13 protein-coding genes are annotated in these 14,583 nt (G+C 73.7%); 5 read left to right on the top strand and 8 right to left on the bottom strand.

The features are described from left to right. Positions 1-224 precede the first annotated feature (224 nt). A complete protein-coding gene (locus tag ACIBH3_RS09155) occupies positions 225-536 on the top strand; it encodes a hypothetical protein (protein ID WP_396311269.1) in 312 nt (103 codons plus the stop codon). Positions 537-785: 249 nt separating this feature from the next. Here ACIBH3_RS09155 and ACIBH3_RS09150 read toward each other — a convergent pair whose 3' ends face one another. From ACIBH3_RS09150 to ACIBH3_RS09130, 5 genes are all read right to left on the bottom strand, one after another. Further along, positions 786-3,659 (bottom strand): glycoside hydrolase family 3 C-terminal domain-containing protein, encoded by a 2,874-nt coding sequence (locus ACIBH3_RS09150; RefSeq protein WP_396311268.1) that lies wholly within the window; start codon positions 3,657-3,659, stop codon positions 786-788. A 779-nt stretch (positions 3,660-4,438) separates the two neighbouring features. Further along, complete coding sequence (gene polX / locus ACIBH3_RS09145; RefSeq protein ID WP_396311267.1) at positions 4,439-6,166, bottom strand: DNA polymerase/3'-5' exonuclease PolX; 1,728 nt, start codon at positions 6,164-6,166, stop codon at positions 4,439-4,441. A 98-nt stretch (positions 6,167-6,264) separates the two neighbouring features. Continuing rightward, the gene (locus ACIBH3_RS09140) at positions 6,265-6,675 is read right to left on the bottom strand and encodes a DUF6629 family protein (protein ID WP_396311266.1); all 411 of its coding nucleotides are present in this window, start codon (positions 6,673-6,675) and stop codon (positions 6,265-6,267) included. Further along, positions 6,672-6,863 carry a DUF6629 family protein gene (locus ACIBH3_RS09135; protein WP_396311265.1) on the bottom strand — a complete coding sequence of 64 codons (192 nt, stop codon included), beginning with the start codon at positions 6,861-6,863 and terminating at the stop codon, positions 6,672-6,674. The genes ACIBH3_RS09140 and ACIBH3_RS09135 overlap by 4 nt, the downstream gene beginning before the upstream one ends. A gap of 247 nt (positions 6,864-7,110) precedes the next feature. Further along, positions 7,111-7,956, bottom strand: a complete 846-nt coding sequence (locus tag ACIBH3_RS09130; RefSeq protein WP_396311264.1) for a DMT family transporter — start codon at positions 7,954-7,956, stop codon at positions 7,111-7,113. Positions 7,957-8,191: 235 nt separating this feature from the next. On the opposite strand from ACIBH3_RS09130, the gene ACIBH3_RS09125 reads away from it, so the two are divergent. Then, on the top strand, positions 8,192-8,455 hold the full coding sequence (locus tag ACIBH3_RS09125; RefSeq protein ID WP_396311263.1) for a dsRBD fold-containing protein: 264 nt from the start codon (positions 8,192-8,194) through the stop codon (positions 8,453-8,455). A 99-nt stretch (positions 8,456-8,554) separates the two neighbouring features. Here the strand turns inward: ACIBH3_RS09125 and ACIBH3_RS09120 are convergent, their stop codons facing one another. Further along, positions 8,555-9,289: an alpha/beta fold hydrolase gene (locus tag ACIBH3_RS09120; protein ID WP_396311262.1), complete on the bottom strand. Its 735-nt coding sequence runs from the start codon at positions 9,287-9,289 to the stop codon at positions 8,555-8,557. A gap of 354 nt (positions 9,290-9,643) precedes the next feature. Here ACIBH3_RS09120 and ACIBH3_RS09115 point away from each other — a divergent pair, with 354 nt between their 5' ends. Continuing rightward, on the top strand, positions 9,644-10,090 hold the full coding sequence (locus ACIBH3_RS09115) for a MarR family winged helix-turn-helix transcriptional regulator (protein ID WP_396311313.1): 447 nt from the start codon (positions 9,644-9,646) through the stop codon (positions 10,088-10,090). Between the two features lie 39 nt (positions 10,091-10,129). Here ACIBH3_RS09115 and ACIBH3_RS09110 read toward each other — a convergent pair whose 3' ends face one another. Further along, the gene (locus ACIBH3_RS09110; RefSeq protein ID WP_396311261.1) at positions 10,130-10,972 is read right to left on the bottom strand and encodes an alpha/beta fold hydrolase; all 843 of its coding nucleotides are present in this window, start codon (positions 10,970-10,972) and stop codon (positions 10,130-10,132) included. Positions 10,973-11,256: 284 nt separating this feature from the next. Between ACIBH3_RS09110 and ACIBH3_RS09105 the strand changes: the two genes are divergently transcribed. Then, on the top strand, positions 11,257-11,754 hold the full coding sequence (locus tag ACIBH3_RS09105) for an HD domain-containing protein (RefSeq protein ID WP_396311312.1): 498 nt from the start codon (positions 11,257-11,259) through the stop codon (positions 11,752-11,754). 229 nt (positions 11,755-11,983) lie between these two features. Here ACIBH3_RS09105 and ACIBH3_RS09100 read toward each other — a convergent pair whose 3' ends face one another. Further along, entirely contained in the window at positions 11,984-13,507 is a 1,524-nt protein-coding gene (locus ACIBH3_RS09100; RefSeq protein ID WP_396311260.1) for a carboxyl transferase domain-containing protein, read from the bottom strand. A 257-nt stretch (positions 13,508-13,764) separates the two neighbouring features. Between ACIBH3_RS09100 and ACIBH3_RS09095 the strand changes: the two genes are divergently transcribed. Beyond that, positions 13,765-14,487: a TetR/AcrR family transcriptional regulator gene (locus ACIBH3_RS09095; RefSeq protein ID WP_396311259.1), complete on the top strand. Its 723-nt coding sequence runs from the start codon at positions 13,765-13,767 to the stop codon at positions 14,485-14,487. Positions 14,488-14,583 lie beyond the last annotated feature (96 nt).

Genomic DNA, 14,583 nt, shown 5'->3' with positions numbered 1-14,583 from the left:
GCAGACCCCTCTAGCACTTACTCGACCCCTACAACGCGTGAACGTAGTCCTGTAGTTCCCGGTGCTTGTAGTGAGAAAGGTCGTCTAACAAAGAAGTGCTGATTTGTGTGTCCTAGTAGTGCAGGGAGGGTAACCTGAAGACACTACTCGGGAACACCCCGGGTGCACTACACGGGGCGGCGCGCCAACTGCGCCCCCGTCGGAGTTCAGTCCCAGGAGGGCACATGCCGAGCACTCGTCAAACCACAGACGCACCGGACAGGAACAAGGCGGTGGTCGTCTCGGTGCGCTTCTCCGAGGCCCAGCTCGAGAAGATCCAGGCCTACGCGGCCATCTTCGACACCACCCCGAACGCGGTGGTGAGGGAAGCCGTCGAGGAGCACCTGCGTCGGCGGGTCCAGTCCCCGGAGTTCCAGAAGGCCTCCGAGGCCCATCTGCGGCGGGCGAAGCTGGCCGTCGAAGTCCTCGCCCCCGTCGGCCAGCAGCCGGCCGGTCGCAGCAAGAACACGGACACCCAGGAGCGGATCGCCTCCTGACCTTCCGTACCTGCGACAGAGCGCCTCCCATGCAGCGACCGGTCCCCTGCCCCTGTCCCTACAGCCCCACCCCACCGGATCCAGGCGCAGTCACCCTGCACACCCGGATCCTGCTGATCCCGCCACCCAGGCCCATCGGCGAGGAACGGAAGGGCACACGATGCGCCCCGGACCAGTCCGGGGCGCATCGTGCTGTCTGACACCGGGTCTCCCGCGCCTCCCGGCGCACCCGCGCTCCGCCCGACCCGCTCAGGCGGGCAGCACCCAGCGCTGGTTCGCGCCGCCGTGGCAGTCCCAGATCAGCAGCCGGTCGAAGTCGGCCGCGCCGCTGCCGGGATCGTCCAGGCAGCGTCCGGACGGCGGGTTCACCAGCGTGCCGTCCGGACGGGGGGTCCAGCGCTGCGCCCCGGTGCCGTTGCAGTCGTAGAGCTGCACCTGCGTCCCGTTGGCGGTTCTGCCGTCCTTGACGTCCAGGCACTTGCCGAACGCCCGCAGGGAGTCGTCCTGCCGGACGGTCCAGTCCTGGGCGCCGGTCTCGTTGCAGCGGTACAGCTGGACGGCGGTGCCGTTGACCGTGGCCGCCCCGTCGACGTCCACGCACTTCCCGGCGATGCCGGTCACCGGGCCGCTCGGGCGGGGCGTGTACCAGCGCTGGTTCGCGCCGCCGTGGCAGTCCCAGAGCTCCAGCCGGGCGCCGTCGCTGTCCAGGCAGCGGCCGCTGGCGGGGTTGACGAGCATGGTGTCCGGCCGGGCCGTCCACACCTGCGCGCCCTGGCCGGTGCATTCGAGCAGCCGTACCGGCGCGCCGTTGCCCGTGCCGGCGGCGTGCAGACAGCTGCCGAGTGCGCGCAGGGTGCCGTCCGAGGAGACCGTCAGCTCCTGCGCCGCGGTGCCCTCGCAGCCGGTGATCCGCACCGCCTCCGCGGTGCTCCCGGCGGCGGCCGCCGCGTCCAGGCAGCGGCCGTCGTCGCCGGTGATCCGGCCCGCCCAGGCGGACACCGTGGGGGAGGCGGGCACCTCCACCGAGCCGTTCAGCCGGGCGTCACGGGAGGAGGCGCCCACCGTGATCCCGTACCGGCCGCCGGGCACCTGCCAGCCGTGCGCGCCCGGGTCCCAGGTGGCGAAGGACGAGCGGTCCAGCCACAACGACACGCGCTGGGAGTGGCCGGGGGAGAGGGCGACCTTGCCGAAGCCCTTGAGCTGCTGGGGCGGCTCCCCGGCGGCCGAGGGGAAGGCGACGTACAACTGCGGCACCTCGCTGCCGCTGCGCGACCCGCGGTTCGTCACGTCGAACTCGACCTGGACCCGACCGCTCGCGTCCGGGCCCCGCACCGACAGGCCGGAGTACCCGAAGGTGGTGTAGGAGAGGCCGTGGCCGAAGGCGAAGAGCGGCGGCGTACCGCTCGCGTCGTACCAGCGGTACCCGACCCGCAGCCGCTCGGAGTAGCTGTACGTCTCGTTGACGCCGGGGTACTGCGCCGGGTCGGTGATCGGCGTGGCGCTCAGCGAGGTGGGGAAGGTCAGCGGCAGCCGCCCGCCCGGGTCCGCGTCGCCGAAGAGCACGTCGGCGAGCGCGGCGCCGTCCTGCTCGCCGGGGTACCAGGTCTCCAGGACGGCCGGCACGGCGTCCAGCCAGGGCATCGTCACCGGACCGCCGGTGTTGAGCACCACCACCGTGCGGGCGTTGGCCCGGGCGACGGCCTGGACGAGGGCGTTGTCCTCGGCGGACAGCTCGATCGAGCTGCGGTCGGCGCCCTCCGTCTCGTCATCACCGACCACGACCACCGCCACGTCGGCGCCGGCGGCCAGGGTCGCCGCCGCGTCGCGGTCGCGGCCGTCGTGGTAGCGCACACTCACCCCGCCGCCGGCCCGCGCGGTGATCCCCGAGCGCGGCGACAGCGTGAACTCGCCGTAGGGCGTGACGTGCGAGGAGCCGCCGCCACCGGTGTAGACGCGGTCCGCCCACGGCCCGACCACCGCGAGGGAGTGCAGCGCCGCGGGGTTCAGCGGCAGGGTGGCGCGCTCGTTCTTCAGCAGGACCGTGCCGGCCACGGCGGCGGCCCGGGCGTCCCGGGCACCGGCCGCCGGGTCGGCGGGCGGGTTCCCGCCGCCGTCGAGCACCCCGGTGCGGAACATCAGCCGCAGCACCCGCCGGGTCTGGTCGTCGACGACGGCCGGGGCGAGCCGCCCGCCGTTGACGGCGTCGGCCAGGGCGTTGAAGTACGTCGAGCCGCCGAACTCCTGGTCCAGGCCGGCCGCCGCGGCGTTCACCGTCGAGTGGGTGGCCGGGTAGTCGGAGCCCACGACCCCGTCGAATCCCCAACGACCCTTCAGAACATCGTGCAGCAGCGGGAAGTGCTCGCACGCCCAGTTGCCGTTCACCCGGTTGTAGCCGCACATCGACGACCAGGAGCGCCCGTCGCGGACGGCGGCCTCGAAGGCGGGCAGCTCGATCTCGTTCAGCGTCCGCTCGTCGACGTCCGAGCTGAAGGACATCCGGTTGTCCTCCTGGTTGTTCGCCACATAGTGCTTGACCTGTGCCGCGACCTGCTGCGACTGGATGCCCCGGATCTGGGCGGCGGCGATCCGGCCCGCCAGGTACGGGTCCTCGCCGAAGGTCTCGAAGTTCCGCCCGCCCTGCGGGATCCGGACGATGTTGACCATCGGCGAGTACAGCACCTGGTACCCGCGGGCCCTGGCCTCCCGGCCGAGCACCGTGCCGTAGGTGTTCGCCAGGGCCGGGTCGAAGCTGGCCGCGAGCGACACCGGCGCCGGCATCGCGGTGGCGGGCAGCCCGTCCCGCACCCCGCCAGGGCCGTCGGCCAGCCGCAGCGGCGGGATGCCCAGCCGGGGCACGCCCGCGACGTAGCCGACGGAGTGGACGCCGACCGGTGCGTCGGCGCTGTGCAGCAGGGTGGTCTTCTCCTCCAGGGTGAGCTGCCCGAGCAGTGCGTCGATCCGCTGTTCGAGCGATTGCGACAGATCCAGCCACGGGCTGGCGGCCACCCGCGCGGGGGCGAGGGCGGCGGCCACCGCGGACCGGGTGGGTTGGGCGGATGCGGCGAGCAGGCAGGTGCCCAGGACCAGGGCGAGGGAACGCGTCCGGGAGGAGATGAGTTGCATGGGGCCCTTTCGATCGGCTAGGGCAGCCCGGCAGAGGGTGCATGGCCGCGTGGTGGCCGGAATATCTGATTTACCGTCAAAGTTATGCCCCGACAGATAGAGTTCTCGCAGGCAACAGGGTGTGTCCTGAAGATTTGCCCGCGCGCACCAGGGGCGTGAGCCGGATGGGTGCCGACACCGGCGCGCGCTGATCCGGGGAGTCCGTGCGGTCGCCTCCGGCGCTCACGGATGCGCCCGGCGCCCGGCCGGAGCACCCGGCGCGCAGGCGCCGTCGGCCGCGCCGCGGCCTCCGATGGCGACCCACGGGAGACGGCCCTGCGGGCATGACGGCGCGCCCTCGACGCCCGCTCGCACGAGAGTGCCGTGCAGGTGATCTTGGCCGGATGCCGACTGCTGCCGACCTGGTGTCGACCAACCGTCAGAACATCAGTGCGCCCTGGCGGCGCGATGTCGGGACGGGGACGGTCCGGTCGGCGCCCCTGTGACCGTCCGGCCCGGGAGGGCGACGCGGGGAGCAACGGCGATTCGGGGGCAACGGGATTCGGGGGCAACAAGAAGCGCCCGGCGGGGCCGGGCGCGGCGAACCTGCGAGGGGGATCGAGGTGCAGCCTCCGGACCGTACTGCCCGTCCTCCGGCTGTGATGAGTTCGATCGTCGACCGAGGTACCAGCGGCAGACCTCGATCTGTCGCCACTGCCTCCTGCGGTCGAACTTCCTCTTGCCTGCCCCGCAGGTCCGACTACTATTATGTCCCTTTTGTGCACTCGCTGCCAAGGGGGTCAGCGGGCCGGATCCTTGCGCAGGAAGCGCTTCAGCCGCTGCCACGGCCAGGTGTTGATCACATCCTCCGGGGTCAGCCCGGCGCGCTGCGCCGTACCGACGCCGAAGCGGGGATTGCCGAGGTTGGCCACCGAGTGCGCGTCGCTGTCGATGGAGAACTTCACACCGAAGCGCTTCGCCCGCAGCACGTCCTCGTCCCGCAGGTCGAGCCGGTGCGGCGAACCGTTGATCTCCATCGCGGTGCCGGTACGGGCGGCGGCCTCGAACACGGCGTCGAGGTCGACGTCCAGCTGCGCCCTGCGCCCGATCATTCGGGTGGTCGGGTGGCCGATCACATGGACGTGCGGGTTCTCGCAGGCCCGGATCAGCCGCCGGGTCTGGGCGTCCCGGCCCGCGCCGAAGTGCGAGTGGACGGAGGCCACGCAGACGTCGAAGCCGGCCAGGAACTCGGCGGGCCAGTCGACGCCGCCGTCCGGGTCGATGTTCAGCTCGGTGCCGTGCAGCAGCCGCATCCGGCGGTACCTCGCGGCGAGCTCGCGCACCTGCTCGCGCTGGGCGAGCATCTTCTCGTCCGTCATCCGCTGCATGACCAGGTTCGGCGCGTGGTCGGTCACCGCGAAGTAGGCGTAGCCGCGCCTGGCCGCCGCCGCGACCATGTCGTCCAGCGACGCGACCCCGTCGGTCAGGTCGGTGTGGGTGTGCAGATCGCCGCGCAGGTCCTGCTCCGTCACCACCTGTGGCAGCTCCCCGCGCAGACCCGCCTCGATCTCGCCCCGGTCCTCGCGCAGCGTCGGCGGGATCCAGGGCAGTCCGAGCGCCGCGTAGACCTCCTCCTCGGACTCCGAGACGATCTTGTCGCCGCTGCCCGCGTCGAACAGCCCGTACTCGGAGAGCTTGAGACCCGCCCTGACCGCGATCGTGCGCAGCCGGATGTTGTGCGCCTTGGAGCCGGTGAAGTAGATCAGGGCCGCGCCCCAGTCCTCCTGCGGCACCACCCGCAGATCGACCTGGAGACCCTTGCCGGTGCGGACCGAGGTCTTGGTCGGTCCGCGCACGATCACGTCGGCGACGTACGGCAGCTCGGTCAGCGCGCGCATCAGCGGCTCGGAGTCCTCGGCCGTGGCCAGCACGTCGATGTCGCCGATGGTCTCCCGCATCCGCCGCAGCGACCCCGCGTACGCGCAGCGGGTGCAGCCCGGGACGGCGGAGAGCGCCGCGACGACGTCCTCGGCCTGCTCCAGCGCGACGTCGATGCCGACCCGGCCGCCGGACTGCCGCATCAGCTCGATGCCCTGGAGGATCTTCTCCCCGCTGCGCTCGCCGAACCCCGCGACCTCGCTCAGCCGCCCGGCCCGGATCGCGTCCGCCAGCTCGTCCACCGAGCCGATGTCCAGATCGCGGTAGAGCGCCAGCGCCTTCTTGGGGCCCAGGTACGGGATCGCCATGATTTCCCGGACGCCTGCGGGGATCTTCGCGCGCAGTTGTTCGAGTGCCTCGATCCGGCCGGTGCGCAGGTACCCGGCGATCTTCTCGGCGGTGGACTTCCCCACCCCGGGGATCTGCTGGAGGCCCTTGGCGTCCAGCTGTGCGATGTCCTCGCCGTACCCGCTCACCGCGCGGGCGGCCTTCTCGTAGGAGCGCGCCCGGAAGGCGTCCCCTCCGGTGATCGAGATGAGGTCCGCGTACTCCTGGAGCAGGGCCCCCACCTCGTCGTTGAGCCGGGCCATGCAGTCAGTCTGGGCAACGGGCCGGGCGCGCGCCAGTGGGAGCGGCGGGCGGTGGCGGCGCAGCGGTGGCCGGCGGCGGTGGCGGGGCGGCTGCGGCTTCAGGCCGGGCGGGGCCGGCCCACCCAGCGCAGCAGCAGCACGCTGACCGCGGCGGCCAGCGCGCACCAGGTCGAGGCGAAGGCCAGCCGCCAGAGCACCGCCGACACCATGGCGGCGGCGCCGACGAGCAGGCCGAGCAGCCGCAGCCCGCTGTCCCCGCTGAACAGCAGCGATCCGATCGTCGCCACCAGGTAGCCGGCCAGCAGCAGGGGCGCGAAGGAGAGCCCGACCCCGTACGCGAGGGCGTCGCCGGTGACCTCGGGATGGCGGGCGACGGCCACCGCCAGCGGCACCGCGACCGCCACGCCCAGGACGGCGAAGGCCACCTTGCGGGCCCGGCCCGCCCGCGACCGTACGGCGCACAGGACGCCGAGCGGCACCAGCACCGGGAGCAGTGGCAGTGCGATCACGGCCCAGGCCGTCCGGCGGCCTGGGCGGGCCCCGGGCCGAGGCGTCCGTCCACGCCGAGCCAGACCGCCGCCTCGATCAGCTGATGGACGCCCAGGACCAGCGGCAGCGCGGCCAGCGGCAGCTGCCCGGGCCGGTGCACCCTCGCCAGGCAGGCCAGTCCGAGGCCGGCGACGAGGGTGCCGGCCACCAGATCCGCCTCGGCACTCCAGCACGCGCGGAACTCCAGCGGGGTCGGGGTCCGGCGCGGGCGCCGCCCCGCCGATGCGCGCGGGGCGTGCGGTGGCTGCGGTGGCTCGACGGACGGCCGGGACCCCCACGATAGGACGCCGACGAGCCCTTCTCCTCCCGGCGCGCACGCCCCGGCCCGCGCCGCGCCACATCTCGGCCCGCGCCTCGGCCCTGGCGCGCGCTCGCGCCGAGCCGTCGGCCGGACGTCACGTCGGCATGGCGGGGTGACGGCCGATCACGATCACGCCGACGACGATGCAGACCAGCCCGGTGGCCTGCCACGCCAGCGCGGCGGGGGTGACCCGCAACTGGTCGCCGAGGAAGCCCACGGCGCAGGCGATCCCGGCCAGCGGCTGGGCGGCGGTCAGCGCCGGCAGCGACATCCGCAGCGGCGCGGCCTCGAAGGCGCTCTGCACCAGCAGCAGCCCGACGATCCCGGAGGCCACCACCGCGTACGGCTCCCAGGTGCGCAGCACCTCGCCGACCCCGGCGATGTCCAGCCGCTGGGCGGTGGTCCGGGTGAGGGCGTCCTGGAGTCCGTAGAGCAGGCCGGCGGCGAGCGCCAGCAGTGTCGCCTCCTCGAACAGCGGCATCCGGCGGGCGGTCGAGACCAGGAGCAGCGTCAGGGCCACCACCACGCCCACCACCAGCCAGTGCCGCAGTGCGCCGGCCTCGGCGCCGCCGCCGGTCGGCCGTCCGGCGACGATGAACATCGTCACCCCGGCGGCGAGCAGCGCCACCCCGGCCCAACCGGACCGGCCCAGCGACTGGCGGGTCAGGATCCGTGAGAGGGCCATCGCGAAGATCAGGTTGGTCGCGAGCAGCGGCTCGACCAGGGACACCTCGCCCTTGTCCAGGGCGAGCGCGCTGAGCGCCAGGCCGCTGACCATGAACGTGGTGCCGAGCAGCCACTCGGGCATCCGCATCAGGTCCAGCAGCAGCCGCCAGTGCAGCAGGTCGGAGCGGGGAGCCCGCTGGGCCGCGTGCTGCTGGAGGACGAAGCCGAGGCCCAGGCAGCAGGCCGCGCCGACCGCCAAGAGGAAGACCGCCACGGAGGGACCGCCCAAACGTCGCGTGCCCGCGCCGCACCCTGGCCGGTCCGGCCGGACCGCCTGCCGCAGCGCGCTGTCGTCAGCCTACCGCCGGGTGCCCGGGCGGCGGGCGAGCCGTGGCCGGGGGTGTTGAACGATCCTCCAGACGCCTCCGGGCGGGGCTTGCCGCCCGCTGGGGCCGGGCGCACGCTGGTGGGAGTGGGTGTGTCCGGGGGACTCTGCCAGGAGGTGCGGCATGCACAACCAGTGGGACGTGGAGCTGAGCTTCGAGGAGGACGGCGTGCACACGGGCTGCGACGCCCGGCTGGTGGGCGCGCAGGCGCCGGGTCTGCACGCCCACGGCGAGGCCGTCCGCAGTGTGGACGACCGTCCGCTGGCCAGGATCGGCGAGGAGCTCGCGGCCTCCCGCGCGCTGGACGAACTCTCGCGCAAGCTGCGGGCGCAGGCCGCCGGTGAGATCGAGGACGAGGGGCACCGGCCGGCGTACCTGATCTACTGACCTGATGAGCCGTCGACCGGCTGCCGGGCCGTCACCTTCGCGGAGCGGCCGCCGCGCATAGGGCGTGGCGGCGGGGGCGGCGGGGCTGTGGCGGCCCGCTCAGGGCTGGCGGAGGAAGCCCGTCAGGAGCTCGTTGAGCCGGGCGGCTTCGGCCATCGGCACGGCGTGGTGGGAGACGCCGGGCAGGACGACCGCAGCTGCTCGCGGCATCACCCGGGTGACCGCGGCGGCGACCCGCTCGGCGTCGTGGGCGCGGCTGCGCCCGGCCAGCAGCACCAGAGTCGGGATCGACAGTGCGCGCAGCCGGGTGGCCTTCGGCCTGGGGCCGGTCACCACCTTGGCGCGGGGGAACCCGGCCTGGCCGAGGGCGAACAGCTCGGACCAGCCGGCGTCGGCCGCGCCATCGGTCTCCCAGTCGAGGAAGGCCCGCGCCCGTGCCGCGCTCGGCCGCACCAGCAGGGGCAGGGCGCGCAGCAGGTAGCCGGACCGGAAGCCCGCGAAGCACTGGGTGGGGTCCAGCAGCGCGAGCCGGCGCACCCGGGCGGGGGCGTGCAGCGCGTACGTGAGGGCGATCCAGGTGCCGTACGAGTGGGCGCAGAGGTCGGTCTGCCGCAGGTCGAGCCGGTCGAGCAGGTCGTTCAGCCAGGCCGTCAGGTCCTGGACCCTACGCAGCGGGAGGCCGCCCGGGACGCTGCGGCCGACGTCGCCGATCAGGTCGACCGCGTACACCCGGTGGGTGGCGCTGAGCGCCGCGACATTGGCGAACCAGGCGGTGGAGGTGGCGCCGCCGCCGTGCAGCAGCACCAGGGGCGTGCCGTCCTCGGGCCCGCACACGTTGACGCGCGTGATCCCGTACGGGGACGGGACGTCGACGGGACGGACGGGGACGGGTCAGCGGGCCAGGACGGCGTCGTACGCGGCGAAGAACGCGGCCTGGGCGGCGGAGTCGACCTGCATCGTGACGGTGGTGGACCGGGTGGTGCCGGTCATGGAAACCTCCGCTGTGTCGGGCTCCCGCTCGGCGGACGACAGTCTCGTCAGGCGAAAGTCTCGTGAACAAACAGTCTCTGGCCACGACAGTCTCGTCGGCGGATACTCTTGCCGAACGAGTCTCTTGTTCAGCGAGAGAATACTCGTAGCGATGACCCCAGGGGAAGGGAGTGCGCTGTGGGCGCACCGGAACACTCGATGCGGCTGGTCCACCTGATGAGGGCCCTCACCGTCGAACTCGATCTGTTCGGGGCCGAATTCGCGGGCCTCAACAAGCTGCACCCCACCGACCTGCGGGCGCTCATCCACCTGCTGGACACCGCCAGGGCCGGCGAGGGCGTGACCCCGGGCCGGCTCGGCGACCACCTGGGGCTGAACTCGGCCGGCACCACGGCCCTGATCGACCGGCTGGAGCGGCTGGGCCTGGTCCGGCGCGAACGCGACACCGCGGACCGCCGCCGGGTCCTGCTGCGAGTCGAGGACCGCGCCGTCGAGCTCGGGCAGTCGTTCTTCGGACCGCTGATCGGCGACCTGGTGGCCGCGATCCAGAGGTTCGACGAGGCCGAGCTGGATACGGCTCGGCGCTTCCTCCTCGCCATGACCGAGGTGGTGGTCGCCGCCAGGGAGGGACAGGGGCACGGTTAGTGCCGTGACCGGAGACCCCCGGGCACCGCCTGGCCGGCGCTATGCGGCGGTGTGTCCGAGGATTGCGGCAACGATCGTCGCCCAGTCGGCCCGCTCGACCCCGTGGCCGGCGTCCGCCAGGGCCAATAGCCTCCCCCCGGGGATCTGTTCCGCGAGCGCCTCACCGTGCCGGAGCGGGAACACCGGATCGGCGGTCCCGTGGATCACCAGCGTGGGCACGGCGATCGAGGACAGGGGCGCTTGTGAGAGCTCGCCTTCCGGGAGCGAGTCGTGGTTGCGGGCCGCCGTGAAATCGTGCGCGCGCTCGACGTCACGACGGACAAGGCCACGGGCGGCGGTCTCATCGAACGGGCGCCGACCCCCTGCGAGTACGCGCGCGTAGGCGACCTGGTGATCGATCACCGAGTCGGCATCCGACCAATCGACCTGCGCGGCCGAGACGAACCGCGTGAACTCCTCGGTCGGCGGAGGAAGCACGCGGTCGCCGGGCACCGCGGAGGACGTGCTGATCAGGACGAGTGAGAGGACGCGACCGGCGTAGTCGAGCGCGAGCAGCTGCGCGAGCGCCCCTCCGGCCGAGACGCCTACGACGTGCGCGGCCGGGCTCCCATAGGCCTGGAGCACCCGGGCGGCGTCACCCACCAGGTCCGCGCCGGTGTATGCGGGACGGCCCGGCTCGTAGGTGACCGATCGGCCGGTGTCGCGGTGGTCGTAACGGATCACGAAGCGCCCGCCCTCGGCGAGCATCCGGCAGAAGCCCTCCTCCCACCAGAGCATCGAAGCCCCGGTGCCCATGACGAGCAGGACGGGCGGATCCGACGGGTCGCCGAAGGACTCGGTGCACAGCCGGATGCCATCCGCCTCGATGACGCGCTCGGCCATCGCTGCTTCTCCTCTCCTGCTCCTGTCCCATCCCATAGTGCCTGTGTCGAGGCATCGGTCAGGCCGAAGCCTCAGTCGAAGAGTCCGTGCCGTCGCTGGTTCGGCGGCCTCGACGATCCACGGGGTTCGCCTGGCGGAGTCACGTTGACCGGCCCGGCCGACGGCCGCCACCCCGGCAAGCATGTCCAGTCACAGCACCTGGGGCGTCAGGCGCCGGGCCCGGACGGGGTGTGAACCCCGTGGGCGTGCGGCACCGGCCCGGCTAGCATGGCCGGGTGGAATTCCTGAGCCTGGCCGAGGTGGAGACGATTGCCCGGCGCACCCACGCCGGACAGGTGGACAAGGCCGGGCGGCCGTACGCGGAACACCTGGCCGCGGTGGCGGACGGCGTACGGAGCCGGCGGGGGAGTACCGAGCAGATCGCCGCCGCCTGGCTGCACGACGCGGTGGAGGACGACGCCCTGTCCCCGGAGTGGCTCGCCGCCGCCGCGCTCCCGGAGACGACGAAGGTGATCATCGCGGCCGTCACCAAGCGCGCGGGCGAGCCCGCCGAGGAGTACGCGGCGCGGATCCTGGCGACCCCGGGCGCCCTCCTGGTCAAGGAGGCCGACCTCGCCCACAACGCCGACCCGCGCCGGCTCGCCGCCCTCGACGCCGAGACCGGCGCCCGGCTGACGGCCAAGTACGCCCGGATGCGCGCTCTGCTGCACCTGGATCCCCCGGCTGCTCCCGCTGCTCCCGCCGTTCCCGGAGACGCAGGGGGCGCCAAGCTGCCGGCGTAGCCGGACCGGGCGCCGCAGGCGCAGTGGCACCGGCTGGCCGCGATCGTCGACGACTCGGCGGTCCAGGGCGATGACGTCCCTGGAGCGAGCCCGTGCCCGGCCGCCTCCCCCACGCCCTGTACTCCGAGCGGGTCGCGCCGGTCCGCCACCCGCTGTCCGTCGCCCGCAGCCGAGACCGGACGTGGACTCCGGCCCCGGCCTCCGCACCCGGCCCCGTGCAGCCGCGTGCTCAGCGGCCGCCGGGCGCGATGCGGTCACCCAGCCAGCGATGGCGCCGCCTGCGCGCGGCGGGCCGGTCGCCCTCGGGCTCGTCCGCGAGGCCGGCCAGCGCGGTGGCGATCGCCAGGCCCATCCGCTCGCAGAACCGCCCCGGTTCCTCCGCCGCGTCCGGGAGCTCCGGCACCACCTGGTCGACCAGCCCGGCCTCGGCCAGGTCGTACGCGCCGATGCCCTGCGCGCGGGCGAGTTCGGCGGCGTGGTCGCCATCGCGGTACACGATCGCCGAGGCGCCCTCCGGCGGCAGCGGCGCGAGCCACGCGTGCCCGGCGGCGAGCACCCGGTCGGCCGGCAGTAGGGCCAGCGCCCCGCCGCCGGACCCCTGCCCGAGCAGTACGGCCAGCACCGGGGTGCGCAGCGCGAGCAGGGTGGTCAGACAGTGGGCGATCTCGACCGCCACTCCGTCGAGTTCGGCCTGCGCGGAAAGCTCCGCCCCGGCGGTGTCGACCACGGTGAGCAGCGGCAGCCCGAGCTGTTCGGCCAGCCGGGCCGTGCGTCGTACGGCCCGCAGGTCCGCCGCCGTGAACGGCCGCTCCCTCTCCGGGGTGCCGCGCTGTTGGCCGACCACCACCACGGGCCGCCCGTGCAGCACGGCCAACGCCCGGACCAGGGCTCCCTCCCCACCGCCCGGGCCGCCGAGCAGCAGCAGTTCTCCGGCCGTGCCGTCGAGCAGCTCGCGGGTGCCGGGGCGCTCGGGGTTCCGGGTGCGGCGCACCGAGTCCCACGGATCGGCGGCGCGCTCGGACGGGTGGTGCCGCGGTGTGCCGGGTGCGGCGGCGGGGGGATCCCCGGCAGCGGGGAGCCCGGCAAGTACCGCGAACGCCCGCCGCAGCACCTCCCGCAGCTCCTGCGGCGGCACCACGGCGTCGATCAGCCCGCGCTCGGCGAGCGTTTCGGCGTGCTGGATGCCCTCCGGCAGTGGCACCCCGCGCAACTCCTCGTACACCCGCGGGCCGAGGAAGCCGAGCCGGGCGCCGGGCTCGGCGAACACCAGGTGCCCGAGCGTCCCCCAGGAGGCGAAGACCCCGCCCATGGTGGGGTTGCGCAGGTAGCTGACGTACGGCAGGCCGGCGGCCTGGTGCGCCTGGAGGGCGGCGGTGATCCTGACCATGCAGAGGAAGGCCGCCGTGCCCTCCTGCATCCGCGTGCCGCCCGAGACGGGCAGGGCGAGCAGCGGCAGCCGCTCGGCGGTGGCCCGCTCCACCGCGCGGGTGATCCGCTCGGCGGTCGCCACGCCGATCGAGCCGCCGAGGAAGCCGAACTCGGAGGCCACCAGCGCCACCGGCCGCCCGGCCAGCAGACCCCGCCCGGTGGTCACCGCCTCGCCGAGGCCGGTGCGGGCCCGGGCCCTGGCGAGCGCGCCACGGTAGCCCTCGTCCTCGGGGGGCGAGGTCCAGGCCGGCTCGTCCCAGCCGTGGAAGCTGTCCGGGTCGACGACCCGGCCGATGAGCTGGTGTGCCGTCAGTCCGGTTGTCATCCGGCGGGCTCCTGTCTGCTGGGCGCGTCAGGACGGTCAGGAGAGGAAGGAAGGGTCGGGAGGGGCGCAGTGTTCGCCGGCCATGACGGCCCGGCGGCCGGCCCCGCTGTGCGGAGACCCGCCTGGCAGCCTACGCAACCGCGCGCCGCCCACCGGGGTTCGCCGGGTGGGTGTGAGCAGGCCGACACTGCTCGGCCCGGGGCGGGCCGGGCTCGGTCGCACCGGGCCGGGCGCGCGCCGGTTGCTAGGGTCGGAGCATGGCATCCACCAGGCCTGATCCCACACCGATGCGGCGTGACGCGCGACGCAACCGTGAGTTGCTGCTGGCCACCGCGCGTGACCTCTTCGCCCGGCAGGGGCTGGAGGTGCCGATGGACCTGATCGCCCGCGAGGCGGGGCTCGGCAATGCCACCCTCTACCGCCACTTCCCGACCCGCGAGGCGCTGATCGCCGAGGTCTTCGCGGGCTCGGCCGCGCTGCTGGACGAGGCGGCCGAACGCGCGCTGGCGACGGAGGACGCCTGGAGCGCCATCGAGACGTACTTCGCGCAGATCTTCGAGATGGTGGCCGCCGACCGGGGCATCAACGACCTGGTGACCATGGCCATCCCGAGCGTCCCGGCGATGGCGGAGATCAGCCACCGGAACGCGCTGACCGTCGGCACCCTGATCGCCCGGGCCCAGGAACAGGGGAGCATGCGGGCCGACATCGTTACCATGGACCTGCTGTTCATGCTGGGCCCGCTGTGCCGGGCCGTCCCCGCGACGGCCGAACTGCGGCCCGACCTGTGGCGGCGCTACCTCGCGCTGCTCCTGGACGGGTTCCGCGCCCGGGCCACCCATCCGCTGCCGGTGCCCCCGATCGGGGAGGAGCACCTGGACCGGGTCTTCGCCGACCTCTGGGAGGCGGACCGGGGTGACCAGGGCGGCCAGGGCGCCCAGGCCGGTTCCGCAGGCCTGCCTTCGCCCGCGTCCGGCTGACGGGCAAGCAGGGTTCGTGTTGGATCGGTCGTCAGTGGGCGGGCCGGATCTGGAGTTTGGGCAGGGCGGCTGACCTGCTAATGTTTGGTCTGTCGA

It is taken from the genome of Kitasatospora sp. NPDC050543 (assembly GCF_044457565.1).
GTDB lineage: Bacteria > Actinomycetota > Actinomycetes > Streptomycetales > Streptomycetaceae > Kitasatospora.
This window is presented reverse-complemented; position numbering and strand designations above follow the sequence as displayed.